This window comes from Usitatibacter palustris, from assembly GCF_013003985.1.
GTDB classification, from domain to species: Bacteria; Pseudomonadota; Gammaproteobacteria; order Burkholderiales; family Usitatibacteraceae; genus Usitatibacter; species Usitatibacter palustris.
Window position 1 is genome coordinate 2,480,202 of sequence record NZ_CP053073.1, and the last position, 26,263, is coordinate 2,506,464.

Annotated in this window: 27 protein-coding genes; 11 read left to right on the top strand and 16 right to left on the bottom strand. The window is 65.8% G+C overall.

Features of this window, described 5'->3' with window-relative positions:
• Window positions 1-12: 12 nt before the first annotated feature.
• From DSM104440_RS12075 to DSM104440_RS12090, 4 genes are read right to left on the bottom strand one after another with little or no spacing between them, the layout of a single operon-like run.
• Window positions 13-1,614 (bottom strand): glycosyltransferase family 39 protein, encoded by a 1,602-nt coding sequence (locus DSM104440_RS12075; protein WP_171162946.1) that lies wholly within the window; start codon window positions 1,612-1,614, stop codon window positions 13-15.
• Between the two features lie 12 nt (window positions 1,615-1,626).
• Entirely contained in the window at window positions 1,627-2,799 is a 1,173-nt protein-coding gene (locus DSM104440_RS12080; protein ID WP_171162948.1) for a vWA domain-containing protein, read from the bottom strand.
• Window positions 2,800-2,801: 2 nt separating this feature from the next.
• Window positions 2,802-3,518, bottom strand: a complete 717-nt coding sequence (locus DSM104440_RS12085) for a hypothetical protein (protein WP_171159562.1) — start codon at window positions 3,516-3,518, stop codon at window positions 2,802-2,804.
• A gap of 10 nt (window positions 3,519-3,528) precedes the next feature.
• On the bottom strand, window positions 3,529-4,374 hold the full coding sequence (locus tag DSM104440_RS12090; RefSeq protein WP_171162950.1) for an AAA family ATPase: 846 nt from the start codon (window positions 4,372-4,374) through the stop codon (window positions 3,529-3,531).
• Window positions 4,375-4,441: 67 nt separating this feature from the next.
• On the opposite strand from DSM104440_RS12090, the gene DSM104440_RS12095 reads away from it, so the two are divergent.
• Window positions 4,442-5,941: a DUF4139 domain-containing protein gene (locus DSM104440_RS12095; RefSeq protein ID WP_171162952.1), complete on the top strand. Its 1,500-nt coding sequence runs from the start codon at window positions 4,442-4,444 to the stop codon at window positions 5,939-5,941.
• Between the two features lies 1 nt (window position 5,942).
• On the opposite strand, the gene DSM104440_RS12100 is transcribed toward DSM104440_RS12095, so the two are convergent.
• From DSM104440_RS12100 to DSM104440_RS12155, 12 genes are all read right to left on the bottom strand, one after another.
• Entirely contained in the window at window positions 5,943-6,536 is a 594-nt protein-coding gene (locus DSM104440_RS12100; RefSeq protein ID WP_171162954.1) for a GNAT family N-acetyltransferase, read from the bottom strand.
• Between the two features lie 2 nt (window positions 6,537-6,538).
• Complete coding sequence (locus tag DSM104440_RS12105; RefSeq protein ID WP_171162956.1) at window positions 6,539-7,066, bottom strand: superoxide dismutase family protein; 528 nt, start codon at window positions 7,064-7,066, stop codon at window positions 6,539-6,541.
• A gap of 120 nt (window positions 7,067-7,186) precedes the next feature.
• On the bottom strand, window positions 7,187-7,528 hold the full coding sequence (locus tag DSM104440_RS12110) for a hypothetical protein (protein ID WP_212758058.1): 342 nt from the start codon (window positions 7,526-7,528) through the stop codon (window positions 7,187-7,189).
• Window positions 7,529-7,530: 2 nt separating this feature from the next.
• Window positions 7,531-8,622 (bottom strand): formate dehydrogenase subunit gamma, encoded by a 1,092-nt coding sequence (locus tag DSM104440_RS12115; RefSeq protein ID WP_171162958.1) that lies wholly within the window; start codon window positions 8,620-8,622, stop codon window positions 7,531-7,533.
• Window positions 8,623-8,639: 17 nt separating this feature from the next.
• Complete coding sequence (locus DSM104440_RS12120; RefSeq protein WP_171162960.1) at window positions 8,640-8,870, bottom strand: hypothetical protein; 231 nt, start codon at window positions 8,868-8,870, stop codon at window positions 8,640-8,642.
• Window positions 8,867-9,490 (bottom strand): formate dehydrogenase FDH3 subunit beta, encoded by a 624-nt coding sequence (gene fdh3B / locus DSM104440_RS12125; protein ID WP_171162962.1) that lies wholly within the window; start codon window positions 9,488-9,490, stop codon window positions 8,867-8,869. Before fdh3B ends, DSM104440_RS12120 begins: the two co-directional genes overlap by 4 nt.
• 10 nt (window positions 9,491-9,500) lie before the next feature.
• Window positions 9,501-12,425, bottom strand: coding sequence for a formate dehydrogenase subunit alpha (locus DSM104440_RS12130; RefSeq protein WP_171162964.1), 2,925 nt, complete (start codon window positions 12,423-12,425; stop codon window positions 9,501-9,503).
• Window positions 12,426-12,436: 11 nt separating this feature from the next.
• Window positions 12,437-12,631: a formate dehydrogenase gene (locus DSM104440_RS12135; RefSeq protein WP_171162965.1), complete on the bottom strand. Its 195-nt coding sequence runs from the start codon at window positions 12,629-12,631 to the stop codon at window positions 12,437-12,439.
• A 31-nt stretch (window positions 12,632-12,662) separates the two neighbouring features.
• A complete protein-coding gene (locus DSM104440_RS12140; RefSeq protein ID WP_171162967.1) occupies window positions 12,663-13,292 on the bottom strand; it encodes a TorD/DmsD family molecular chaperone in 630 nt (209 codons plus the stop codon).
• A 2-nt stretch (window positions 13,293-13,294) separates the two neighbouring features.
• Window positions 13,295-15,013, bottom strand: a complete 1,719-nt coding sequence (locus DSM104440_RS12145) for a 4Fe-4S binding protein (RefSeq protein WP_171162969.1) — start codon at window positions 15,011-15,013, stop codon at window positions 13,295-13,297.
• Between the two features lie 130 nt (window positions 15,014-15,143).
• On the bottom strand, window positions 15,144-15,671 hold the full coding sequence (locus tag DSM104440_RS12150) for a DUF3306 domain-containing protein (protein ID WP_171162971.1): 528 nt from the start codon (window positions 15,669-15,671) through the stop codon (window positions 15,144-15,146).
• Window positions 15,668-16,135, bottom strand: a complete 468-nt coding sequence (locus DSM104440_RS12155) for a DUF3305 domain-containing protein (RefSeq protein ID WP_171162973.1) — start codon at window positions 16,133-16,135, stop codon at window positions 15,668-15,670. The genes DSM104440_RS12150 and DSM104440_RS12155 overlap by 4 nt, the downstream gene beginning before the upstream one ends.
• 41 nt (window positions 16,136-16,176) lie before the next feature.
• Here DSM104440_RS12155 and moaA point away from each other — a divergent pair, with 41 nt between their 5' ends.
• The 10 genes from moaA (at window position 16,177) to DSM104440_RS12205 (ending at window position 26,221) form a co-directional block, all read left to right on the top strand.
• Complete coding sequence (gene moaA / locus DSM104440_RS12160; protein WP_171162975.1) at window positions 16,177-17,262, top strand: GTP 3',8-cyclase MoaA; 1,086 nt, start codon at window positions 16,177-16,179, stop codon at window positions 17,260-17,262.
• Between the two features lies 1 nt (window position 17,263).
• Window positions 17,264-18,091 carry a formate dehydrogenase accessory sulfurtransferase FdhD gene (locus DSM104440_RS12165; protein ID WP_171162978.1) on the top strand — a complete coding sequence of 276 codons (828 nt, stop codon included), beginning with the start codon at window positions 17,264-17,266 and terminating at the stop codon, window positions 18,089-18,091.
• Window positions 18,084-18,479 (top strand): GFA family protein, encoded by a 396-nt coding sequence (locus tag DSM104440_RS12170; RefSeq protein ID WP_171162980.1) that lies wholly within the window; start codon window positions 18,084-18,086, stop codon window positions 18,477-18,479. The genes DSM104440_RS12165 and DSM104440_RS12170 overlap by 8 nt, the downstream gene beginning before the upstream one ends.
• Window positions 18,466-19,053, top strand: coding sequence for a molybdenum cofactor guanylyltransferase MobA (gene mobA / locus DSM104440_RS12175; RefSeq protein WP_171162981.1), 588 nt, complete (start codon window positions 18,466-18,468; stop codon window positions 19,051-19,053). Before DSM104440_RS12170 ends, mobA begins: the two co-directional genes overlap by 14 nt.
• A 6-nt stretch (window positions 19,054-19,059) precedes the next feature.
• The gene (locus DSM104440_RS12180) at window positions 19,060-19,611 is read left to right on the top strand and encodes a 2'-5' RNA ligase family protein (protein WP_171162983.1); all 552 of its coding nucleotides are present in this window, start codon (window positions 19,060-19,062) and stop codon (window positions 19,609-19,611) included.
• Between the two features lie 2 nt (window positions 19,612-19,613).
• Entirely contained in the window at window positions 19,614-20,882 is a 1,269-nt protein-coding gene (gene moeA, locus DSM104440_RS12185; protein WP_171162985.1) for a molybdopterin molybdotransferase MoeA, read from the top strand.
• Window positions 20,879-21,343, top strand: coding sequence for a PaaI family thioesterase (locus DSM104440_RS12190; RefSeq protein WP_171162987.1), 465 nt, complete (start codon window positions 20,879-20,881; stop codon window positions 21,341-21,343). Before moeA ends, DSM104440_RS12190 begins: the two co-directional genes overlap by 4 nt.
• 69 nt (window positions 21,344-21,412) lie before the next feature.
• Window positions 21,413-22,078: a TetR/AcrR family transcriptional regulator gene (locus DSM104440_RS12195; protein ID WP_171162989.1), complete on the top strand. Its 666-nt coding sequence runs from the start codon at window positions 21,413-21,415 to the stop codon at window positions 22,076-22,078.
• Window positions 22,075-23,139, top strand: a complete 1,065-nt coding sequence (locus DSM104440_RS12200; RefSeq protein WP_171162991.1) for an efflux RND transporter periplasmic adaptor subunit — start codon at window positions 22,075-22,077, stop codon at window positions 23,137-23,139. Before DSM104440_RS12195 ends, DSM104440_RS12200 begins: the two co-directional genes overlap by 4 nt.
• A gap of 13 nt (window positions 23,140-23,152) precedes the next feature.
• Window positions 23,153-26,221, top strand: a complete 3,069-nt coding sequence (locus DSM104440_RS12205; protein WP_171162993.1) for an efflux RND transporter permease subunit — start codon at window positions 23,153-23,155, stop codon at window positions 26,219-26,221.
• Window positions 26,222-26,263: the final 42 nt, after the last annotated feature.

Below are 26,263 nucleotides of genomic sequence, written 5' to 3' on the forward strand. Positions count from 1 at the left end.
AGCCGCGAGGGATCAGTTGCCCAGGTCCCAGATCGCCAGAACCTCGTCCTCGAAGTGCGGCGGGCCGAAACGGGTCCGCATCCACGCCTCGCACTTGGGCAACGGCTCGCTCAGGCCGGCCTTGCCCTTGAAGTACGCGAGGTAGGCCACCTGCTTGCCGAGCAGGTCCGCCTCGCTCGAAACGTGAACCGCGTTCTGGAACCGGAAGCGTGAATCGGGCGGAACCTCTCCGTACCGGGTCGCTTCGCACGTTCCCCAGAGAAATGCCGGGATCACGCGCTGGTGGCCGATCAGCTCCCAATACGGCGCGGGCCACTCGTACGTCGCGTACCGAAACGGCGCCACGGCGATGGTGAGTGACTCGGGTGGCGCTGCCGCGATCGCGTTCCACAGGCCCGATTTCGGGAGTGTGGGCAGGAATTTCCGGACGGGGTTGCGCTCAACGCGGTAGTCGAGCTGGAAGTACGAATGCTGCGTGTAGGAATTGGGTTCATGCAGAAGATCGGGGTGCGGCGACGTCGGCCACCACGCGAGCAAGGCGACGGGAAGGGCCAGCAGGCTCGCGGCAGGACGCGGTGCCGCGCGCCCGCGCCACAGGCGGCGGATCCCGTCGCCCACGCGGAGCATTCCCAACGCGATGGCAAGCAGCACCACCGGCACGACCGCCAGCAGGTAGCGGCCGAACGCGAGCGGCTGGTTGATCCACCAGGGCTGCGTCACGAAGAGCGCCACGACGGTGAGCGTCGCGCCGGCGACCACCCAACGGACGATGTGCGAGCGACGCACCGCCGTGCCGATGCCCAGCGCGGCCAGCACCAACGCAATCGCGGCCACCGCGGACGATCCCGTCCCGATCCAGAGGTGCCAGGCCCCGACGATCGTATCGACCCCGATTTGGTCGCGCCCGGACTTGCCGGCGAGCGCCGCGGGGTCGTGCAGCAGCGGCGGCAGTACGAAGACCGCCATGCAAACGCCTGCAAGGGCCGTGAGCTTCACGAGCGTTGCCCAGCGAATGCCATTCCCGCGCCACACACCCCACGCGAGGAAGGCGAGTGGTGCGACCAATAGCGGCCCCGTGATCGGATGAGCCCAGGCGACCAGCCCGCAAAGGACGCTGTACGCAACGCCATAGCACCACCGGAATTCGGGCGCATTCCGAATCGCACACTGCAAGCACCACAACGCCGCGTACACGCCGAGCAGCGTCAGGGCATAAGAACGCGCGATGCGCGAGTACGAGATGAGGAAGGGCGAGACCGCGAGCAGGAACCCGAGGATCGCGATCGCGCGCGTGTCGAATGACCGGCGCAACCACCAGGGGATCAGCACCACGGCATAGATGCCGGCCATCAGGGGCGGGATACGCAGATCGAGCTCGCTCACCCCGACGGCATTGGCGAGCGCGTAGTACCACGCCGTGAGCGGGATGCTGTAGTCGGCGTTTCCGAAAGAGCCGAAGACGTGGAGCCAGGAGTAGTAGATGACCTGGTGGACCGGATGCCACTCATCCTCGATCAGGACCTGGTTGGAAAGCTGGTCGATGCGCAGCCAGGCGCCCAGCACGAATGCGAGCGGCAAAGCGAACCACACATACGGACTGCGGACCCGGCGCATTTCCCCTCCCGCTTACGCCAGTTCCTTCATGGCGCGTTCGAGACCTGAGACCGTCACAGGATACATGCGGTTCTCCATCAGGCGCTGGATGTTGAGGGTGCTCGTGGTCCAGCGCCAATGCTCTTCAGCCGTGGGATTGAGCCACGCGGCGTGCCGCCAGGTGCGCAGCAGCCGCTCGATCCAGACGTGCCCCGCCTCGTCATTCCAATGCTCGACGCTGCCGCCCTCCTGCTCGAGCTCGTAGGGGCTCATCGCCGCATCGCCGACGAGGATCAGCTTGTAGTCGTGGCCGTACTTGCGCATGAGCTCGACCGTCGGCACGCGGTTCTGGCGGCGGCGATTGTCCTTCCACACGCTTTCGTACACGCAGTTGTGGAAGTAGTAGTGCTCGAGGTGCTTGAACTCGCTCTTGGCCGCGGTAAAGAGTTCCTCGACCACCTGGACGTGGTCGTCCATCGTGCCGCCCACGTCGAGGAGCAACAGCACCTTCACCGCGTTGTGCAGCTTCGGGACGATCTTGAGGTCGAGCCACCCGGCGTTCTTCGCCGTCGAGCGGATCGTGCCGTCGAGGTCGAGCACTTCCGGCGCGCCTTGTCGCGCAAAACGGCGCAGCCTGCGCAGCGCAATCTTGGCGTTGCGCACGCCCAGCTCGCGATCGGTGTCGTAATCGCGGAACTCGCGCTGGTCCCAGACCTTCACCGCGCGCCGGTTGCGTCCGGTGGCCTGCCCGATGCGGATGCCTTCCGGGTTGTAGCCGTAGGCGCCGAAGGGTGACGTGCCGGCGGTGCCGATCCACTTGGATCCGCCCTGGTGCCGGTCCTTCTGTTCCTCGAGCCGCTGGCGCAGCGTCTCCATGAGCTTGTCCCAGCCGCCGAGCGCCTCGATGCGCGCTTTCTCCTCGTCGCTCAGCCAGCGCTCGGTCATCTTGCGCAGCCAGTCGCCGGGGATGTCCTTCAGCAGCGCGTCGGGAATCGCCTGCACGCCCTTGAAGTACTGCGCGAAGGCGAGGTCGAAGCGATCGAAGTAGGCCTCGTCCTTGACGAGGCACAGGCGCGAGAGCGTGTAGAAATCGTCGACGCTTCCGTAGATCACGCCCTTGTCGAGCGCCTCGAGCAACACGAGGAACTCCTTCACGCTCGCGGGCACGCCGGCCTTCCGCACGGTGAAGAAGAAATCGAACAGCACCGCTAGACCTTCTTCGCGGACCGGCCCTTGGGAACGCCCGCCTCGAGCCAGGCGCGCAGGCGCTCGAGGCCTTCGCTCCAGTACACCTTCTGGGCAGCCACCGCTTCGGCGTCCGAAAGCTTCGAGTGCTCGACCTGCACCATGCTCTTGTCCGCGCCCTTGGCGTAGAAGTTCACGTCCACGTTGGAGTTGCCGAGCGTCCAGGTGATGCGCATCGACTTGCCGTCCGTGGAGCGGCGCACGTCGAGCGGCGCGCCGGGAAGCCAGAACTCGCGCAGGCGCGAGTCGTGCCACGCGTCGTACACGCGATCGAGGTTGGCGTTCATGGTCTTCGAGGCATTCGCCGCGAAGCCGTCGGCCTTCTCGTACGTCGCGCGCAGGCCGCGGGCCTGCTCGTAGCCGACGGTGACCATCTGGGCCCACCAGTCGGGCATGCCGAATTTTTTCGAGACCATGTCGGCGATCGCCTTGTGCGGCATCTTCGCCGCACCGGCCTTGTCGAGCACCGCCAGCCACTGCTCCCACGCCTTGCCGGTGGCCTTCATCACGGCTTCACTGCCGATGCCGGCGAACTTCGCGGCCTGGGTCACCGCCTTCTTGACCGTCTTCTTGACGGTCTTCTTCACCGTCTTCTTCACGGGCTTCATGACGGGCTTCTTCACCGCCACCTTCTTCGCCGCGGGTTTCTTCTTTTTCACCGTCGATTTGCGAGTCGCCATGTTGCCCTCCTCAGGTTCGACCGCGGCGCTGCAGGAACAGCAGTTGCTCGAAGAGGTGCACGTCCTGCTCGTTCTTCACGAGCGCGCCATACAGCGGCGGGATCGAAGCCTGGTGGCCTTCGCTGCGCAGGGCTTCCGGAGGAATGTCCTCGGCGAGGAGGAGCTTCAGCCAGTCGAGGAGCTCGGAGGTCGAAGGCTTCTTCTTGAGGCCGGGCATCTCGCGGATGTCGAAGAAGACTTCCATCGCCGCCTGCACGAGCCGCTTCTTGATGCCCGGGTAGTGGACATCGACGATCGCCTGCATCGTGTCCTTGTCGGGGAAGCGGATGTAGTGGAAGAAGCAGCGGCGCAGGAATGCGTCCGGCAGCTCCTTCTCGTTGTTCGAGGTGATGATGATGATCGGGCGGTGCGTGGCCGTCACGGTCTGCTGCGTCTCGTAGACGTAGAACTCCATCCGGTCGAGCTCGCGCAGCAGGTCGTTGGGGAACTCGATGTCGGCCTTGTCGATCTCGTCGACGAGCACCACGGCCTGTTCCTTCGAGTCGAACGCCTGCCAGAGCACGCCCTTCACGATGTAGTTGGCGATGTCGCCCACGCGCGCGTCACCCAGCTGGGAATCGCGCAACCGCGAAACGGCGTCGTATTCGTACAGGCCCTGCTGAGCCTTGGTCGTGGACTTGATGTGCCACTGGTAGAGCGGCTTGCCCAGGGAACGGGCCACTTCCTCGGCGAGGAGGGTCTTGCCGGTGCCCGGTTCGCCCTTGATGAGCAAGGGGCGCTGGAGGGTGATGGCCGCGTTGACCGCGAGCTTCAGGTCGTCATCGGCGACGTAGGTATCGGTGCCCTGGAATTTCATTCCAGTATCTTAACCCCCCGGGCCGGGACGCCCGTTAACATCCTTACCTGTCCCCTGGAGGTCCCCCGTGAAAACTCATTTTCGCCCGCTTGTCCTCGCCATCCTTGTCGCGCTCCCGGCCGCTGCCGCAGCCCAGACCTCGGTCACCATCTATTCGAGCGCGCAGCCCGGCTCGCTCAGTCCGCACATGATCCAGAGCGGCGGCGAAAGCTCGGCCATTCCCGGTTACGCCCTCGTACGGCAGGAGCGCTCCTTCACGCTCAAGCGCGGGCGCAACATCCTTCGCGTGACCGATGTCCCGGCGAACATCGATGCCACGACGGTCGCGTTTGAAAGTCTTACCGACCCGAAAGGCACGCGCGTGGTCGAACAAAGCTTCGAGTTCGACCTGACGAGCACCGACAAGCTGCTCTCGCGCTACCTCGATCGCGACGTAACCGTCGAGCAGGCCCGGGGCGCGAGTGTCAGCACTTTTTCGGGAACGCTCGTGGGCACGCGCGGCGGCCTCACGCTTCGCAATCCCGACGGCAGCGTGCGCGTCGTGAGCGACTACGCGGGGCTGCGCTTGCCCGAACTGCCCGGCGGGCTGATCAGCAAGCCCACGCTGGTGTGGGACATCGAGACCGCGGCCGCGGGCGAACACAAGTCGCGCGTCGCGTACCAGACGCGCGGCATGACCTGGTGGACCGACTACAACCTCACCTATTCGGAGCCCGCCGCGGGAGGATGCCGGCTCGATGTCGCGGCCTGGGTCACGATCGTGAACCAGTCGGGCGCGTCCTTCGACAACGCGAAGCTCAAGCTCGTCGCAGGCGACGTCCAGCGCGCGCCGGTCGGGGGCCGCGCCTACGCCCTGGCGGCGCCGGCTCCCGCGGCGCTGGAGTTTCGCAAGGCCGAGGGCTTCGCCGAGAAGGCCTTCTTCGAGTACCACCTCTACACGCTGGGCCGCACGACGTCCCTCGCGCAGAACTCGACCAAGCAGATCGAGCTCTTTCCGACGGCCACCGGCGTGGGCTGCGAGAAGGCCCTGCTCTACGCAGGCCAGGCGGCGATGCCCTACTACGGCTCGCCGATGACCGACCGAAACTTCGGCGTGCAGTCGAACAAGAAGGTCGATGTGTCCTTGCGCTTCAAGAACGCGCAGGCGAACCGGCTCGGCATCCCGCTTCCCGCCGGCAAGATGCGCGTGGCCAAGCTCGACGAAGCCGACAAGAGCCTGGAGTTCATCGGCGAAGACCTCATCGGCCACACCGCGCGCGACGAAACGCTCATGGTGAAGCTCGGCAGCGCCTTCGACGTCGTGGGCGAACGCAGGCAGGTCGACTATCGCGTCGACACGTCGGCCAAGTGGATCGAGGAAGACATCGAGGTGAAGGTGCGCAACCAGAAGCCCGACGAGACCGTGACCGTCGTGGTGAAGGAGAACCTCTACCGCTGGAGCAACTGGACCATCCTGAAGAAGACGCAGGACTTCACGAAGGAGGATTCGCGCACGATCCATTTCCCGGTGAAGGTCGCCCCCAAGGGCGAAGCCGTGGTGCGCTACACGGTGCGCTACACCTGGTGAATCAGGCGCGCGGCTTCTCGATCTGCCAGGCGAGGTGCGCCCGGACGGTGGGCCATTCGGCGAGCGTGATGCTGTAGACGGCCGTGTCGCGCAGCGCGCCGTTGGCGCTGCGCTGGTGATTGCGCAGGATGCCATCGAGCTGCGCGCCGAGCCGCTCGATGCCCGCGCGGCTCTGCAGGTTGAAGCGGTGCGTGCGGAATTCGACGGCGATGCAATCGAGCTTGTCGAACGCGTGCCCGAGCAGCATCAGCTTGCATTCGGTGTTGAGGGCGCTGCGCTGCACGCGTTTCGCGTACCAGGTGCTGCCGATCTCCACGCGCTTGTGGGCGGCATCGACGTTCATGTAGGTGGTCATGCCCACGGGCGTGCCCTTCGCGTCGAGCACGGTGAAGGGCGTCATCGAGCCTTTCGCATGGAGGCCCAGGCGCCTTTCAATCTCGGCGCCCATGCCCTCGGGCGAGGGGATGGCGGTGTACCAGAGGCGCCAGAGCTCGCCATCGCCCACCGCCTCCGCCAAAGCCCCCGCGTGCGAGGGCTCCAGCGGAACGAGCGTTGCGTACTTGCCGGCGAGCGTGACCGGCGCGGGCCAACCCAAGCCTAGGGCGCCTTCGTGATCACGGCACAGGCGATGCGGCCGCCGGCATTGCCCGTCGGTTGCGTCTTGTAGTCGTCCGGGTTCGCGTGGACGATCAGGCCCCTGCCGACGATGTCGTTCTCGCCGCTACCGACCTTCATGAGATCGGAGGTGTAGGAAACCGTTGCGTTGCCATGCTCGTCGGCCTTGAGGTTCGCCATGTCGCCCACGTGGCGCTCGCCCGCGTGGCCGTGCGGCTTTCCACCCGGGTTGAAGTGGCCGCCGGTGCTCATGCCGTCCGGGGCACTGCAATCGCCCTTCTCGTGCACGTGGAAGCCGTGCTCGGCATTGGCCTTGAGACCCGACACAGTGCCGCTAACCAGGACCTTGTCGCCCTTCTGCTGGAACACGACGTAGCCATTGGCGGAGTTGCCCTTCGTCGCCTTCAGGTTCGCGGTCGCCATCGGGCCATCGGGCTCCGGCTGGCTCATGTGCGCGCATCCGGCCACCAGCGCCGTCGCGGCGAACAGCCCAAACGTCAATCGAATCATCGTCAGCCTCTCCTCTCGTTGTCGGTCGTTGTCGAAGCCCCTCGGGACGAAAAATAATACGCCCAAAGAAAAGGCCGGATGATCTCCGGCCTTGTCTTTTCTGCCCGACTGCGGTTCGCGCTACTTTTTCGGTGCTGCCTTCTCCGCCGGCTTGTCCGGGGCCTTCGCGGGCGCCGCTGCCGCGGGCGCCGGCGCAGGGGCCGCCGCCACGATGGGCGTCGGCTTGGGCACGGCCTTCTTCTGCTTCTTCATGTTGTCCTGGAAGTTCTTCACCGCCTTGTCCTCGGCCGCGGCCTGTGCGGCCTTCCCCTTCGCGGCCGCTTCGGCGTCCTTTTTCTTCTTCTCCTCGGCGGCGGCCTTCTGCGCGTCAGTGAGCGGAGGAGGCGGCGGGATTTTCGCCCAAGCCGCGCCCGCACCGAGCGTCAACACCATCGTGAAAAGCAGGGCTTTCGTGCGTGTCATGGTCAGTCTCCCGTCGCCGGTTGGGCAGCGGACGTCGCGATCACTTTCTCGGGGCGATTGCCGGCCTTCACGTCTTCGTACCAGTACTGGTGGTGCTCGCGCGCCCAGGTCTCGTCGACCAGGCCGGTCTTCATGGCCTGGAACGCGCCCTTCATCCCGACCGTGCCGAGATAGATATGGAAGCACGCCATCGCCATCGCGAAGATCGCAGCCACGCCATGGACGAGGTTCGCGATCTGCATCGCTTCGCGGCCCTGGTTCCAGTTCGGGAAGTTGAGGATCAATCCCGTGGCGCTCAGCGTGAGGCACAGCACTACCACGAGGCCCCAGAACAACGCCTTCTCGCCCGCGTTGAACTTGCCCGACGGAACGTGCTCGCCCGACAGCATGCCGCCAAACTTCGGGAACCACGCCAGGTCGTACGCCTTCGGCAGGTTGTCATGCACGAACAGGAGGATGAACACCACCAGGGCGAAGATGAACAGCGGCCCGACAAAGTTGTGCAGGTTCTTCCCGACGATGGTGATCCACGCGAAGCCCGCGTGCCCCAGCCACGGCAGGATGATGTGCTTGCCGAAAAGGATCACGATGCCCGTGAGCGCGAGCACGACGAACGAAATGCCCATCGTCCAGTGCGCGGTACGCTGGATATTCGTGAATCGCTCGATCTGGCGGCCCGTCAGCGGGTCATGGAGTTTGATCGGCCCCTTCCAGAGATAGAACACGAGCAGCGCCGCGAACGGGAGCAGGAGCAGGATCCCGCCGTAGAACGTAACCGGGCCGTTGCGCAGCTTGCGCCATTCGTGGCCCGCGCCCTGGATCAGCACGTTGGTTTCACGTCCTGGCACTGACGCGTAGCCCGGTGCGCGATCGACCTTGTCCCACTGCGGCGGTACGTTCCAGCCGGGAGTGGCGGTGGAGCCCGGCGCGGGAACCGGAGCCGCCTGCGCCGGTGCTGGCGCAGGAGCCGTTGCAGCCGGAGCAGCAGCCTTCTCCGCCGGCGGAGCGCTTTGCTGCGCCGTCGCGACGAGCGGCATCGCAAGGCACGCGCCGAGAACCACCGCGCCGATGCGACCCAAGTAGCTTTGCAGCATGGATTCCTCCTCCTTTGTTATTGGGGCCGGACGCTTTGCCACGTGGCGCGAGCGCGTTCATTCTGGAAATTCGCGCGCGCGGCCAGCGCCTGCTCCCATTTCTTCTGGTCACCCTTGAAGGCGTCACCGGCATAGGCTTTTTCATCCACCTTGCCGGCGTAAACCTTCGCCTTCGGATCGTCCTGGCCAACCTCCGTGCAGGCCGAGAGCAGCAACGCGGCTGCCGCTACGCCGAGAGCGAACCTCATGCCTTTGCTCCCGGCTGGTCGGACAGTTTTGCGCTGCCGCCGTACGCCATTGCCCAGCCCCAGATCTCCTCGCCCTTGCCGCCGCGACCCACCACGCGCGACTTGTAGATGCGCGTGATCACCTCGGCGTCGCCCGCGAGCAGCGCCTTGGTCGAGCACATCTCGGCGCATGCGGGGAGCTTGCCTTCGGCGAGGCGGTTGCGGCCGTACTTGCGGTACTCCTCGGCCGTGCCGTTGTCCTCGGGGCCGCCCGCGCAGTAGGTGCACTTGTCCATCTTGCCGCGCAAGCCGAAAGCGCCCGCCTGCGGGAACTGCGGCGCGCCGAAGGGGCAGGCGTAGAAGCAGTAGCCACAGCCGATGCACAGGTCCTTGTCGTGCAGGACGATGCCTTCGTCGGTCTTGTAGAAGCAATCGACGGGACAAACGGCCATGCAAGGTGCATCCGAGCAGTGCATGCACGCCACGGAGATGGAACGCTCGCCGGGCACACCGTCGTTCACGGTCACCAGCCGGCGGCGGTTCACGCCCCAGGGCACCTCGTGCTCGCTCTTGCAAGCGGTCACGCAGCCGTTGCACTCGATACAGCGTTCGGCGTCGCAGATGAATTTCATTCGTGCCATGGTCGTCTCCTTACGCCCGCTCGATGTTGCACAGCGTGGTCTTGGTCTCCTGCATCATCGTGACCGAGTCGTATCCGTACGTCGTGGCGGTGTTCACCGCCTCGCCGCGCACGATCGGCGCGGATCCGTCCGGGTATTTATCGAGCAGGTCCTTGCCCTGCCACCAGCCCGCGAAGTGGAACGGGATGAAGCTCGTTCCCGGTCCCACGCGTTCGGTGACCAGCGCTCGAACCTTGATCTTCGCGCCGCTCGGGGTCGACACCCACACGTTGTCCCAGTACTTGATGCCCCGGTTCTCCGCGTCCTTGGTGTTGATCTCGACGAAGTTCTCCTGCTGGAGCTCCGCGAGCCAGGGATTGGAACGGGTCTCGTCGCCGCCGCCCTCGTACTCCACCAGGCGGCCCGAGGTGAGCACGATCGGATACTTCTCGTGCACCTTGTCCGCGACCGCCTTCTGCTGCACGGTCTTGAAGAGTGTCGGCATCCGCCAGAAAGCCTTGCGGTCGTCGTGCGTCGGGTACTTCGCGACGAGGTCCGGGCGCGGGCTGTAGAGCGGCTCGCGGTGCTGCGGAATGCCGTCCGGGAAGTTCCACACGACGGCACGGGCCTTCGCATTGCCCCAGAAGTGCGTGTTGTGATTGACCATGCACACGCGCTGGATGCCGCCCGAGAGGTCCGTCTTCCAGTTCTTGCCTTCGGCTTCCTTCTGCTCGTCGGGCGTGAGCTCCGACCACCATCCCAGCTTCTTCATGAGGACGTGGTCGAACTCCGGATGCCCGGTCGTGATGTCGGAGTCCTTCGGATGCGATCCGTCCGCGGCGAGCAGGTCGACGCCCTCGCGCGAGATGCCGAAGTTGGCTCGGAAACAGCCGCCGCCGTCCATCATCGAAAGATCCGTCCGGTAAAGGACGGGCGAGCCGGGGTGCTTGACCTCGGGCGTCCCGTAGCAGGGCCACGGCAATCCGAAGTAGTCGCCCTTGATGTCGTAGCCCGTCTCCTTGTCGACGACCGATTCCGTCGCACGCAACGTCCTCGGGTCGAAGTGCTGCATGAGCCGCATGTGGGCCTTCAGGCGCTCGGGCGACTGGCCGGTGTAGCCGATGGTCCAGGTTCCCTTGTTGAACTCGCGGGTGACGTCTTCCATCACCGGCTCGTCCCATCCGCCCTTGTCCTTCACGAGCTTGTAGTTCTTGGCGAACTCCTTCTCGAATCCGAAGCGCTTGGCGAACGCGTACATGATCGCGTGGTCGGTCTTCGACTCGAACAGCGGGTCGATGATCTTCTCGCGCCACTGGATGGAGCGGTTGGAAGCGGTGACCGAACCGGACGTCTCGAATTGCGTGCACGCGGGCAGCAGGTACACGCCGTCCTTGCGATCGGGCATCGCCGCCGCCGCCGTCGGATACGGGTCGACGATCACCATCATGTCGACCTTCTCCATCGCCTCCTTCATCTCGAGGCCGCGGGTCTGCGAGTTCGGCGCGTGCCCCCAGTAGATGATGGCCCTGAGGTTCGAGTCCTGGTCGAGGAGCTCGTTCTTCTCGAGCACGCCGTCGATCCAGCGCGAGACGGTCATGCCCGACTTCTCCATCATCGTCTGGTTCTGGAACTGGGCCTTCATCCACTCGTAGTCCACGCCCCAGACGCGGCACCAGTGCTTCCAGGCACCCGCGGCGATGCCGTAGTAACCCGGCAGCGAGTCCGGGTTCGGACCGATGTCGGTCGCACCCTGGACGTTGTCATGACCGCGGTAGATGTTGGCACCGCCGCCGGCCATGCCGATGTTGCCGAGCGCGAGTTGCAGGATGCAGGAAGCACGCACGAAGGCATTGCCGATCGAGTGCTGGGTCTGGCCCATGCACCAGATGATGGTGGAGGGCTTGTTCAGCGCCATCGTCTCGGCGGCCTTGTAGACGTCGGCCTCCGACACACCGGTGACTTCCGTCACCTTGTCCGGCGTCCACTTCTTCATGACGTCTTCGCGGACCTTGTCCATGCCATAGACGCGGTCGTTGATGTACTTCTGGTCTTCCCAGCCATTCTTGAAGATGTGGTGGAGCATGCCGAAGAGGAGCGCCACGTCAGTGCCCGAACGGAACCGCAGGTACTGGTCCGCCTTCGCCGCCGTGCGCGTGAAGCGCGGATCCGCGACGATCATCTTCGCGCCGCGCTCCTTCGCAACGAGCGCGTGGAGCATCGACACGGGATGCGCCTCGGCCGCGTTCGACCCGATGAAGAACATGCACTTCGTGTTCTGCAGGTCGTTGTACGAGTTGGTCATCGCGCCATAGCCCCAGGTGTTCGCGACACCGGCAACCGTGGTCGAGTGGCAGATGCGCGCCTGGTGGTCCATGTTGTTCGTGCCGAACATCGACACGAACTTGCGGAAGAGATAGGACTGCTCGTTGTTGTGCTTCGACGAGCCGATCCACATCGTCGCATCCGCGCCGTGGGCCTTCTTGATGTCGAGGAGCTTGCCGCCGATCTCGTTGATGGCCTGCTCCCACGAGATGCGCTTGTACTTGCCGTCGACGAGCTTCATCGGATACTTGAGGCGGTGCGAGTGCTCGGTCATCCCGTGCTCGCGGACCGACGCGCCCTTGGCGCAGTGCGCGCCCAGGTTCAGCGGCGAGTCGAACACCGGCTCCTGGCGGATCCACACGCCATCCTGCACAACCGCGTCGATCGAGCAGCCGACCGAGCAGTGCGTGCAGACCGAGCGTTTCACTTCGACCTTGCCCTTGGCCGCCTGCGCCTGGGCTTCGCCGATCATGTTGAGGGGCAGCTGGCTCGCGAACGCGGCCGCACCCACGGTCATTCCCGAACCCTTGAGGAATGCACGGCGGTCGACGGTCTTCGCAGCGAGCGCGGACATGGCCCGCGTGAGCGGGTTCTGCGGCGTTGCCGCCGTTTGCGCTTTTCTGGTGAGTTGCATGATCGGCCTCCTCAGCTCTCGGTAGTCCGGTAGTACTTCTCGATATGTGCGGAGACGTGATAGCCCCTTGCCTTCTGCTCCGGAGCATCCAACGCCCCCGGTGAAGCGGCTTTCCTTCCCGTCACGACAGCTGCGGCCACACCGGCGGTGCCGGCACTGGCGGCCAGGAGGAAATTCCTGCGGGCATTCGGTTTCGCGGTCTTCATTGCACGTCTCCTTTTCGCTTCGTGGAGCGACTCAACCCAAACGGAACGACTCTGATTCGATGGCCATGAACGCAAGCCCGAGCGCGGCGACCCTGCGGTAATAGTTTGCACCGTCCGCCGCGCCCAGCGCGCGGAAAAACTTCACCACGCCCGGCTCGAGGTGGGCCTGGAAAAAATGCTTCTGCTCGGCCAACGTCGCGCTGGACCGCCCCGCTCCGCCGGCGATCAGGACGCGCATCGCGTCGAAGAGCACGGCGTAGTGATCGTCGGGCTCGGCAATGTGGTCTGGCTTGGCGAGAAAGAGGTCCGCGAGGTCGGCCCGCAGCCGGATGCGGGGATGATCCACCGCCGTCGCACCCGTGTAGAAACCCGAGTAGATCGATACCTGCGAGGCTCCCACGCCCACGAAGAGCGCCTGGTACTCGTCGTCGGCAGCGTCGGCGTCCATCACCGACGAGGCCGACACGAACTCGCCCCAGGCCTTGGCCAAAGCCGGATCGCCTTCGGGCGGGATCTCGCTCGCGATCGAGATCGCCCCCAGCAGGCGCGCGTCGGGCGCGGCATGCATCAGGCGCGAGAAGAGCGCGTAGAAATCCGCCCGGCCCTGGTCCTCGGGAGCGAGGGGGCGGTTGATCCGGACGGGGCTGGCGACGGCTTCCATGGCTAGAGCTTCAGCACCGAGGCTTCATTCTTGTTGGACATCATGTCCACCACGCGACAGTCGGCGCACATCTGCAAGCGCCGCAGCGCTTCGCCCCCGGCGAACATCGAGTGTCCGGCAAGGCGTCCGAGCATCGCATCGACCATCTGCTTGGTGCCGAAAGGCTTGTTGCAACTCACGCAGTGAAAGGGCTGCGTCTCGTTGAGAACGCGTGTTTCGCGGACGGCGGGCGTGAGGAGAAGGCGCGGCTTGAGGGTAATGGCGTCCTCGGGGCAGGTCTTTTCGCACAGGCCGCATTGCACGCAATTGCGCTCGAGGAACTTGAGCATGGGCACATCGACGCCATCCATGAGCGCCGACTCGGGACAGGCCCCGGCGCACGCCATGCACATCGTGCACTTCGCGCGATCGACGACCACCTCGCCATAGGGAGCGCCTGCCGCGAGTGCGATCTCGTCGCGCGGGCTGGGCGCGTGCTTCGCCAGGTGCTCGACCGCGAACTCGATCGCGGTGCGCTTGTCGTTCGACAACATGAAGGCGGCGGGTACGGGAAGCGAGGGGGCTGGCGTAACGGCCTCGAACGCCGCGCTTGCGGCTGCGCCATCGGCGGCCTCGACGAGGATGAAATGCGTTCCCGAGTAGCCCAATGCAGAAAGGATGGTTTCGCCAATGGCCATCTGCGCACGAAGCGCGTCGCGGTACTCGCGCGTCTCGGAGCCCGCGCAAAGCACGGCGACCTGGCTCGCGCCGAACGCAATCGCAGGAAGCAGCAGGTCGAGCCCGATGGAGGCCACGTGCCAGGCCTCCAGCGGCAACACGCGGGCCGGAATTCCGCGACCGGAGGCCGCGGACGCGGCCAGGAGCTCACGGCCGTCCGTCCCGTTGTGGAAAAGTATGCAGGCATCTTTTCCGCCGGCATGGCGATACGCCGAAAGCAGTTGCTTGAGTTGTGCGCCGCGGTCGGCCACGCGCGGGAACTGGAAGCTCATCGCGCCGGACGGACACACGGTCGAGCACGCGCCGCAGCCCATGCACAGGTGCGGATCCACCTTGACGTGGTCGCCATCCCCGGCAATCGCCTGCGTGGAACAAACCTCGATGCAGGCATTGCAGCCCACGATGCCCGATCGGCTGTGCGCGCAAATGCTTTCGCGGTACGCGAAGTAGCGCGGCTTCTCGAACTCGCCGACGGCACTGCGCAAGTCCTCGAGCATCGTGTCGAGCGACGCGTCGTCGGCCGGTGCGCGGAAGTATCCCTGCGGAGGCTGCGCCATCGCGAAGAGCGGCACGGGCGAGAAGTCGAGGATGAGGTCGAACTTCGCGTCGGACGCCGGTTTCGCGGGCAGGCCATCGGCCTTCAGGTCGGAAATGGTCGCGAAGAACTCGCCCAGATACCCGCGAAGCGCGGTCACTCGTCCGGTCCAGGCCGCATAGGCGGTCGCCGCTCGGCCTTTGTCGGGACTGGCCGCAAGCAGCGTCACGTGGAGGTCGCCGGCCAGCCGCTCGGCGCAGGAGCGCGCGCGCGCCGAATCGCTTCCGGCAACGATGAACACATTTCCGTGCGACACGTAGCCAACGCTGGCAATGGCATCGGGCGGGGCAAGGTTGACGAGAGAGGCAAGGGCCGCCGACTTGGGCTCGCAGTCTTCGGCGCGGACAGTCCACCCACGGCTCTCGAGCGAGAACCCTTCGACGGATGCGTCCTGGTCAAGCAACGTCATTGCGAAGTAGACGTCCGGAGGTTGCGCACCATTTCGGCGCGACCGCCATCTCCTCTGTTATTAGTAGTATCCCCGCGATGGCATGGGGGACCCTGATATGCAGAAGAGTTTACACCCAATAAATCCGGCGTCATTCCCGTACTTCGGGTGGCGGTATTACGGCACCTGGAGTATTGGATGCATCGCTTGAAGGAGGTTCGGAAAGCCCTTGGTCGCCCTGGGGTTTTTCGGGAACGGCACGATCCCCCTCAAGGGCTTCCTCAGGTGGCTTTTCGGGGACTTTGTTGAAGTCCCCCAGTCGCGCGACCTGGCGCAGGCTTTCCAGCCACGAAGGCGGCAGCGGATCGGGCTGCGAGTAGTCGGCGATATAGATATCGAGGCCATCCATCTCGTTGAATCGCGGGTCCCTGAATAAGGTCCGCAATGCCGATTCCCGCATCTTCGGATCGACGTCGGGCTGCATGAACGGGGCGAAGTCCGAATCCGGGGTGAGCGATTCAACCGGCGGCAGGGGCTCACGAGGCAACGTGGGTGCCGTTTCGCCACCCCCTTCGACCGGCACTGCCGGGGGCGGCGGCTGATCGGCTTTTTCGGGCTCGGACCGCGCCTGGACCTTGCGGCGGGACCAACGCGAGAGGAAGGGGTCGTCGGCGCTCATGATTGCCCCTGCTTGCGGAAACGGCCTTCCTTGCCCTTGAACGACTTCGGCCGCTGCCTCACCTTCGGTTCAGGCCGGTAGTTCGCCTCCACCCACTCACCCATCCAGGCGGTCAGCTCCGGATACGCGCTCACGCGCTCCACGCGCTCGGCGCTGTCCATCCAGCGCGCAGCCTCGTTGTACGAAAGCGTCGCGAGGAACGGAACCGGGTCGCCGGTAGTCTCATCGTTGCGAAGGCTGATGAAGACGCTGGGGTCATCGCTTCCGACGTTGAGGTAGTAACCCTCGGCTTCGTCGCGGTACAAGGTGACCAGCACGCCGGGAAACATTCGCTGCAGGAAGCCTTCGTGCATCACGATGTCGCGCGCGTCACCACCCACGTCGGGCACGACGCCCGCGACGGTCCAGCGATGGTCTTCCCAGCGACTCTCGACGGTGACCCTCTCGAGGATCACTGAAAGCATTTGCGACGGCCGTTCCTGCATGCGGCCACTATAATCCACTCATGTCGAAGACCGTCATCCCGCTCGTTCCGGTCGCGCGCCACTCGCCCGCTCCGCCGCTGTTGGCACCGATCGTGCCGGGCAAGCTCGCGGACACGCTCGCGCGGCCGTTGCACGACCTGCGCATCTCGGTCACCGACCGCTGCAACTTCCGCTGCGTGTACTGCATGCCCAAGGAAGTCTTCGACGCGGACTACGAATTCCTTCCGCAGGAGGAACTCCTTTCCTTCGAGGAGATCGTGCGGCTCGCGCGCATCTTCCGGGGCCATGGCATGCAGAAGATCCGCCTCACGGGCGGCGAGCCGCTGCTCCGGCACGGCATCGAGAAGCTCGTTGCGATGCTCTCCAGGGAATTTCCCGACGTCGACCTCACGCTCACGACCAACGGCTCGGCGCTGAAGGCGAAGGCCGCGGCCCTGAAGGCCGCGGGCCTGAAGCGCGTGACCGTGAGCCTCGATTCGCTCGATGAGGCCACCTTCCGCAAGATGAACGACGTCGATTTTCCTGCCGCGCGCGTGCTCGAAGCGATCGAGGTCGCGGACGCGGCGGGCCTGGCCCCCATCAAGGTCAACATGGTGGTCAAGCGCGGCGTGAACGATCACGAGATCGTCGCCATGGCCCGGCGCTTCCGCGGCACGGGGCATGTGGTGCGCTTCATCGAATTCATGGACGTGGGTTCGACCAACGGCTGGCGCATGGACGACGTGATCCCCTCCTCCGAAGTGATCCGCCGCATCCACGCGGAGTTCCCGCTCGAGCCGGTGGACGCGAACTACAGCGGCGAAGTCGCCGAGCGTTGGCGTTATAAGGATGGCCAGGGCGAGGTCGGTGTGATCTCCTCCGTGACCGAGGCGTTCTGTTCGACCTGCACGCGCGCGCGTCTTTCCACGGATGGCGCGCTCTACACGTGCCTCTTCGCGCAGAAAGGTTTCGACTTGAAGACGTTGTTGCGCGGAGGCGCGTCGGACGCCGCCATCTCCGAAGCGATTGCTGCGGTGTGGCAGCGGCGCGAGGACCGCTATTCGCAGATCCGCACCGAGGCCACCGCGAAAGCGCGCAAGGTCGAGATGTCGTTCATCGGGGGCTAGCGTGGCCTACCGCCCGATCCTCAGCCACGCCGCGCGCCCGGCCACGTACACCGTGGAAGCGCGCGATGAGAGCGGCGCGCTCGTGCCGACGCCGATCGCGGGCGAACATCCGCTCACGCTCTACGTCGACAAGCGCGAAATCCTCACGATGATGACGCTGGGCGCCGCGCCCGAGGCGCTGGCACTCGGCTTCCTTCGCAACCAGCGCCTCGTGGAATCGATCGAGGAGATCGTCTCGGTGCAGGTCGACTGGGAAGTGAACGCGGTCGCCGTCACGACGAAGAACGGTCTTGTCGATCTCGACAAGAAGACCGAGAAACGCACGGCCACCACCGGCTGCGGCCAGGGCACCGTCTTCGGCGACCTCATGGAAGACATCGAGTCGATCAACCTGCGAACCGATGTCCGCCTCGAAGAGGAAACGCTTTTCGGCCTCCTCAATGCCGTGCGCCTGCACGAATCGATCTACAAACAGGCGGGCGCCGTGCACGGCTGCGCGCTCGCGAAAGGCACGGAGATCCTCACGTTCGTCGAGGATGTCGGCCGCCACAACGCGGTCGACGCGATCGCCGGATGGATGTGGCTCGAAGGCGTCGAAGGCGGCGACAAGATCTTCTATACGACAGGCCGGCTCACTTCCGAGATGGTGATCAAGGCCGCGCAGATGGGCATTCCCTTTCTCGTCTCTCGCTCGGGCCTCACGAAGATGGGCCACGAGATCGCGCAAAAGGTCGGCATCACGATGATCGGACGCGCGGTGAACAAGCATTACCTGCTCTTCACCGGCGCCGAGCGCTTCGTGAAGAGCGCGGCGGCCGCCCATGCCTGAGTCGGGCACGGCGCGTTGCCACTGCGGCGGCGTGGAGATGGTGGCCGAGTTCCCCTCGCGCTTCGTCGCGCACTGCTACTGCGCGAGTTGCCGGCGCACGCATGCCGCGGGTGTGGTCACCTGGATCGGCTTCAGGCGCGAGCAGGTGCGCATCACGAAGGGCGCGGACCTCATTCGCGACTACGAGTCCTCCCGCGGCACGCACCGCAAGTTCTGCGGGCAATGCGGGACACGCCTCGCGTTCGAGTCGTCGCATGGGAAATGGGCCGAGGAGGTCCACATGCCGCTGGCGATCTTCACCACGCCGGTCGATCGCCCTCCGGGCGGCAACGCCTTCCCCGAGGAGCGTCCCGACTGGGCGCCCTTCAATGCCCATGAGCGCGACTAGCGTCACCGGCGTCGTGCTTGCCGGCGGCCAGGGCAGCCGAATGGGCGGCGTCGACAAGGGCCTGCAGGTCTTTCGCGGCCGCCCGATGGTGGCGCACGTGATCGAGCGTCTCGCGCCCCAGGTCGACGAAGTGCTCGTGAACGCGAACCGCAATCCCGACGAGTATTCGCGCTTCGGGCACCGCGTCATCGCCGACGAGATTCCCGGCTTCGCGGGGCCGCTCGCGGGCTTCGAGCGCGGGCTCGCGCACGCGTCGGGCCAACTGGTCGTCACCGTGCCCTGCGATTCGCCATTCCTGCCCGCCGATCTCGTGAGCCGCCTGCGCCGCGCGCTCGAGGGTGGCAGTGCGCCGATTGCGGTGGCGAAGACCGGCGACCAGGCGCATCCCGTGTTCTGCCTCATGCGCCGCGACGTGCACGCCTCGCTCGAGAAGTTCCTCGCTGCGGGGGATCGCAAGATCGACCGCTGGTACGCGAGCCTGGGCGCCATCGAAGTCGCGTTCGACGACGAGCCCGACGCGTTCCGCAACATCAACACCCGCGAAGAACTCTCGCAGCTCGAGCCGCGGTCGTAGCCTGTCATGGGCAGGGCCGTTCGGCTGCCGCGACCCCCGCTCCCCCGCTTCGCGGTCGCGTGGTTTCCCGCCTTCGAAGGCCTCGAGCGCATCGAAGCGTATCGCCGGCGCCACGATCCGATGGCGAACGACGTTGCGGCGCATCTCACGCTCGTGTTCCCGTTCCCGACGGCGCTCACCGCCCTGCAGCTGGAAACGCACGTGCGCAAAGTGGCTGCGGGATGGCCGCCGATTCCCGTGACATTCCGCGCCGTGCGCGTGCAGGCAAATGAATTCGTGTTCCTGATGGCGCAACGTGGCGCGCAGTCGATCGCGGCGCTGCACGATCGACTGTATGCGCGGTCGCTGCGCCAGCATCTGCGCACCGATCTTGCCTATGAACCGCACATCACAATCGCGCGCAGCCTCGATCCGCGGCAACTGGACGTGTCGTTCGCCGAAGCCGAGCGCGACCTCGCCGGCGAATTCCACGACGTGTTGCGCGAGGTGACGCTCCTCGCGGTCGCGCCCGACGGTAGAATCGAACGAATCCGAGACTTTCCGCTGGACACCCGCTGACCATGGCCGCACTCACGATCGCCCAGGCTTCCTGCGCCGACGACTACGACCCGAACTCGATGCCGGTCGCGAAGGCGCGCGAATTCATCTTTCGCTTCCTCGATCCGCTCCAGGCGACGATCCGCGTGCCGATTCGCTCCGCGCTCGGCCGCGTGCTCGCCGAGGACGTGATCTCGCCGGTCGATGTGCCTTCGCATCGCAATTCGGCGATGGACGGTTGGGCCATGCGCGGCGACGACCTCAAGGCCGACGCGGAGACCACACTCACGGAAATCGGCGTCGCCTTCGCGGGCAAGCCGTTCGCGGGCCTGTTTCTGCCCGGCCAGTGCGTGCGCATCATGACGGGCGGTGTCGTGCCCGATGGCGCGGACACCGTGGTCATGCAGGAACGCGCGCGCGCCGACGGCAAGTCGATCACCTTTTCGGTGGGCCAGAAGACGGGCCAGAACGTGCGCGAGGCCGGCGAGGATCTCAAGCGCGGTTCCGCGGCGCTCACGCGCGGCCGCCGCATCCGCCCCGCGGAACTGGGCCTCATCGCCTCGCTCGGCATCGGCGAAGTGACGGTCTATCGCCCGCTGCGCGTCGCGTTCTTCTCCACGGGTGACGAGCTCAAGTCCGTGGGCTCGACGCTCGGCGAAGGCGAGATCTACGACTCCAACCGCTACACGCTGCACGGGATGCTCACGCGCCTGGGCTGTGAAGTGCTCGACATGGGCGTCGTTCGCGACGACCCGGCGTTGATCGAGGCCGCGTTCGCAACCGCCGCATCAAGCGCCGATGTCGTGATCACGAGCGGCGGCGTGTCCGTGGGCGAAGCCGATTTCGTGAAGTCGATGCTCGCCAAGCTTGGGGAGGTCGTCTTCTGGAAGATCGCAATGAAGCCCGGCCGGCCGCTTGCCTACGGAAAGATCGGCAACGCGCACTTCTTCGGGCTGCCGGGCAATCCCGTCTCGGTCATGGTCACCTTCTATCAATTCGTCCGCGATGCACTGCTCACGCTGATGGGGGCGACGAACATCGAACCGGTGCCGACCTTCCCCGCCGTGTGTTCGACGCGACTCAAGAAAGCGCCGGGCCGCACCGAATTCCAGCGCGGCATCCTCACGCGCGGCACGGACGGCGGCTGGACCGTGCGTCCGACCGGCGAGCAAGGCTCCGGGATCCTCAAGTCGATGAGCGATGCCAACTGCTTCATCATCCTCGGCGACCACGTGGGCAACGTGGAAGCGGGAACGGCGGTCGAGGTGCAGCTGCTCGAAGGGGTGCTGTGAGCGGCGCGCCCGTCTCGGCGCTCGAGCGCAGCGGCACCGGCCTCGAATACCTGCAGAAGGTGCTTTCCGGCGAGCACGGCAACGTCCCGATCGGCGACACCGTGGGCTTTCGCATGAAGGAAGTCTCGAAGGGGCGCATCGTGTTCGAGGGAATGCCGGGCGCCAATGTGCTCAACCTCATCGGCACCGTCCACGGCGGCTACGCCGCGACGATCCTCGACAGCGCGCTCGCGCTCTCCATCCTCTCCACGCTCGACGCCGATTCGAACTTCACCACGCTCGAGATCAAGGTGAACTACGTCCGGTCCATCACGCCGGGCATGACCGTGCGCGCCACCGGCGAGATCGTGCACGCCGGCCGCCGCGTGGCGACCTCCGAAGCCAAGCTGACCGACGCCGAAGGCAAGCTCCTCGCACACGGCACCACGACCTGCCTGATCCTCCCGCGCGAGCGGCCGTAACACGCGTGGTTTGACACACTGACCCGCGGTCAGTTATCGTGGCCGGCAACTGACCCGGAGTCATTTGCAATGGTCGTCAAGCAACGCGCCGTCGCCACGGCGGACAAGGCCGAGCGCCGCGGAGAGATCCTCGACGCGGTCGAGGCGATGTTCCTCCAGCACCCCGACCGCATGGCGAGCGTGGCCGAAGTCGCGGGTGCGGCCGGCCTCGCCAAGGGCACGGTCTATCTGTACTTCCCCAGCAAGGAAGAGATGCTGCTCGCACTCCACGAGCGCCACGTCGCGGTCTTCTTCCGCGAGCTGATGCGCCTCATCGAATCGGGCCGCAAGGTCGACTTCGACGCGACCATGGCCGTGACCCTCAAGCACCTGATCCGCGTCCCCGGCTACCTGCCGCTCACCAGCCGGTGCTTCGGGATGATGGATCGCGACATTCCCACCGAGGTCGCCATTGCCTTCAAGGTGCGCGTCGGCCAGGCCCTCGTGATGGCGGGCGCGGGCCTCGAGCGCCACTACCCGAAGTTGAAGGCCGGCGACGGCGTGACGCTCCTGCAGCACAGCTACGGGCTGATCGTGGGCCTGTGGCAGCTCCTGCATCCCATCGAGCGCTTCGGAAAGGCGTTGCAACGCCCGGAGCTGAAGCTCTTCAAGCGCGATTACGAACGCGAGATCGAACGGGCCCTGCGCGCCCTGTGGACCGGAACGATCGAGACCGCGAAAGGCAAATCCCGATGAAAGCCGCCCTTCCCCTGTTCGTCCTCGCAGCCGCCGCGCTCGCGGGCTGCGGCAACGGCAAGACCGCCGTCGATCCCGTGCGGCCGGTACTCACGCAGGTTGTCTCGCCCGGTGCGCTCGCGACGCGCGACACGTATTCTGGAGAAGTACGTGCGCGTCACGAAACCGACCTCGCGTTCCGCGTGGCCGGGAAGATCATCGCGCGTCCCGTCGACGCCGGCGCGCGCGTCGCGCGCGGCCAGGTCCTCGCGCGGCTCGACCCGGTGGATGCGAAGCTCGCCGCCGACGCCTCGCACGCGCAGCTCGCTTCCGCCGAGAGCGATCACGCGCTCGCGAAGGCCGAGCTCGATCGCCACGCCGACCTCCTCAATCGCAAGTTCATCAGCCAGTCGTCCTTCGACGCGAAGCAGAACGCCTACAACGCCGCGAAGGCGAAGCTCGAGCAGTCGCGCTCGCAGGCCGCGATCACCACGAACCAGGCCGATTACACGACGCTCGTGGCCGACGCCGACGGCGTCGTGATCTCCGTATCCGCCGAACCCGGCCAGGTCGTCGCGGCGGGGCAACCCGTGCTTCGCCTGGCACGCTCCGGCGAGAAGGAGATCGTGATCAACGCGCCCGAGAACCAGGTCACGCGCTTCAAGCCCGGACAGGACGTCATGGTCCAGCTGTGGGCGGACGCTTCCCTGATTTTCCCGGGCAAGGTTCGCGAGATCGCGGGCGGCGCCGATCCGGTCACGCGCACGTACACGGTGAAGGTCACGGCGATCAATCCACCGGACGCCGCGCAGCTGGGCATGACGGCCAACGTCGCGTTCAAGGCCGGGGCCGACAGCGAGCTCGTCTTGCTGCCACTGAGCGCGCTCGCGCGCGACAAGTCCGATCCGGCCGTATGGATCGTGGAACCCAAGAGCGGCAAGGTGCAGCTTCGCGCCGTGAAGGTGGGCCAGTTCCGCGAGGACGGCGTGACCATCACGAAGGGGCTCGCCGCCGGCGACCGCGTCGTGATCGCGGGCGTGCACAAGCTGCGTCCCGAGCAAGTCGTGCGCGTCGCGAACTAGGCCCGCGCCCGCCATGAAGCGCTTCAACCTCTCCGAATGGGCGTTGTCGCACCAGACGCTGGTGCTGTATTTCATGGTGGTGCTCGCCCTCGTGGGCGTGGGCTCGTACCTGAAGCTCGGCCAGGCCGAGGATCCCGATTTCACGTTCAAGCTGATGGTCGTGCGCACCATGTGGCCGGGCGCCGACGCGGGCGAAGTCGAGCGCCAGCTCACCGACCGCATCGAGAAGAAGCTGCAGGAGACGCCGCGCCTCGACTTCCTGCGCAGCTACTCCAAGCCCGGCGAGTCGGTGATCTTCGTCTTCGTGAAGGACAACGCCCGCCCCGACGAGATCCGCGACACCTGGTACCAGGTCCGCAAGAAGGTCGGCGACATTCGCGCGACACTCCCGCAAGGCGTCATCGGCCCGTTCTTCAACGACGAGTTCGGCGACACCTTCGGCAACATCTACGCCGTCACCGGCGACGGCTACTCCTACGCCCAGCTCAAGGAAACCGCGGACCGCATCCGCAACGAGCTGCTGCGCGTGAAGGATGTCGCGAAGGTCGACCTCGTGGGCGAGCAGGATGAGCGCATCTACGTCGAGCTCGCCAACGCGAAGCTCGCCACCTTCGGCGTCGAGCCCGCCGTGGTTTTCGCGGCCCTCCAGCAGCAGAACGCCGTCACCGCGACCGGCAGCTTCGAGACGCCCACCGACCGCATCTACATCCGCGCGAGCGGCGCGCTCGATTCCGTGGAGAGCGTGAAGCAGATCGCGATCCGCGCCAACGGAAGGCTGCTGCGCGTGGGCGACATCGCCAACGTCACGCGCGGCTTCGTCGACCCGCCGCAGCCGCGCATGAGATACATGGGCCGCGAGGCGCTCGGCATTGCCGTGTCGATGGTGCCGCGCGGCGACATCGTGGCACTGGGCAAGTCGCTCGACACCGAGGTCGAGCGCATCGAGGGTGAGCTGCCCGTGGGCCTGGACCTGCACCGCGTGAACGACCAGCCTGCCACGGTGACGCGCTCGATCAAGGAGTTCACTCGCACGCTCGCTGAAGCCGTGACCATCGTGCTGGTGGTGAGCTTCCTGTCGCTCGGCCTGCGCACCGGCCTCATCGTCGCGCTCTCGATTCCGCTCACGCTCGCGGTCACGTTCGCGTTCATGTACCAGGCGGGCATCGACCTGCACAAGATTTCGCTCGGCGCGCTCATCATCGCGCTCGGGTTGCTCGTCGACGACGCGATCATCTCCGTGGAGATGATGGTCGTGAAGATGGAGCAAGGCTGGGAACGCGTGCGGGCGGCGAGCTTCGCCTACACCTCGACCGCCATGCCGATGCTCACCGGCACGATCGTCACGGCCGCGGGCTTCCTGCCCATCGGCCTCGCGCGCTCCTCGACCGGCGAATACACCTTTTCGATCTTCGCGGTCACCACGATCGCCCTCCTCGTCTCCTGGGTGGTGTCGGTGCTCTTCGTGCCCTACCTCGGCTACAAGCTCCTGCCCGACATGAAGAAGTCCGGCGTGCACTTCGACGAAGGCGCGGTCTACCGCAAGCCCTTCTACCTGCGCGTGCGCCGCATCGTGGACTGGTGCGTGACGCACCGCTGGATCGTGATCGGCGCGACCGTCGCGGCATTCCTCGTCTCCGTCTTCGCCTTCCGCTTCGTGCAGCAGCAGTTCTTCCCCGCCGCAAGCCGTCCGGAATTGATCGTCGATCTGCGCCTGCAGGAAGGCTCTTCCATCCACGCGACCGAAGCCCAGGTGAAGAAGCTCGAGAAGCTCTTCCTCACCGACCCCGCGATCAAGGACAACGTCGACAACTTCGTGAGCTACGTCGGCAGCGGCAGCCCGCGCTTCTACCTGCCGTTCGACCAGCAGCTCGTCAATGCGAACTTCGGCCAGTTCATCGTGAACACGAAGGACAACGAAGCGCGCGAGATCGTCCGCGCCCGCCTGATCAAGGCGTTCGAGGAAGATTTCCCGGAAGTTCGCGGCCGCGTGAACCGGCTCGAGAACGGCCCGCCCGTGGGCTTCCCGGTCCAGTTCCGCGTGATCGGCGAGGACAAGGCGGTGATCCGCCGCATCGCCAATGAGGTCGCGGAGGTCATGCGCGCCAACCCCTGGATGCGCGACGTCAACTTCGACTGGGACGAGCCCTCGAAGGTGATCCGCCTCACGATCGACCAGAACCGCGCGCGCGTGCTCGGCATTTCGACCCAGGAGCTCGCGGTGTTCCTCAACACGGTGCTGTCGGGCCAACCGGTCACGACCTACCGCGAGAACGACAAGCAGATCGACGTCCTTGCCCGCGGCGCGCGCGAAGAGCGCGTGTACGTGAGTCTGCTCAAGGACCTCGCGGTCCCGGTGGGCCGCGGCCGCTCGGTGCCGCTCTCGCAGATCGCCGATCTTTCCTACGGCTTCGAGCAGGGAATCTACTGGCGCCGCGACCGCCTGCCGGTGATCACGGTGCGCTCCGACCTCAAGGACGGCGTGCAAGCGCCGGTGGTGAGCGCGCAGGTGAACGCAAAGCTCGAGGACATTCGCGCGAAGCTGCCCTTCGGCTACCGCATCGACACGGGCGGCGCGGTCGAGGACGCCGGCAAGGGACAGAAGTCCATCGCCATCGTCGCCCCGGTGATGATCCTCGTGATGGTCACCGCGCTGATGCTGCAGCTCCAGAGTTTTTCGCGGCTCGCGCTCGTATTGCTCACGGCGCCATTGGGCCTGATCGGCGTGGTCATCGCGCTGCTCGCCTTCAACGTGCCCTTCGGCTTCGTCGCGATGCTGGGCACGATCGCGCTCGCCGGGATGATCATGCGCAACTCCGTGATCCTCGTGGACCAGATCGAGCACGACATCCGCGAAGGGTCGGAGGCGTGGGATGCGATCGTCGATTCCACGGTGCGTCGCTTCCGGCCGATCGTGCTCACGGCCGCGGCCGCGGTGCTCGCGATGATTCCGCTCACGCGCAGCGCCTTCTACGGTCCGATGGCGGTCGCGATCATGGGCGGCCTCGTCGTCGCGACGGCGCTCACGCTCCTTTTCCTGCCGGCGCTCTACGCAGCCTGGTTCCGGGTGAGGCGGACCGCGTAGCCACCAATGGGGTCAGACCCCATTGGTGCGCAGTAACAATCG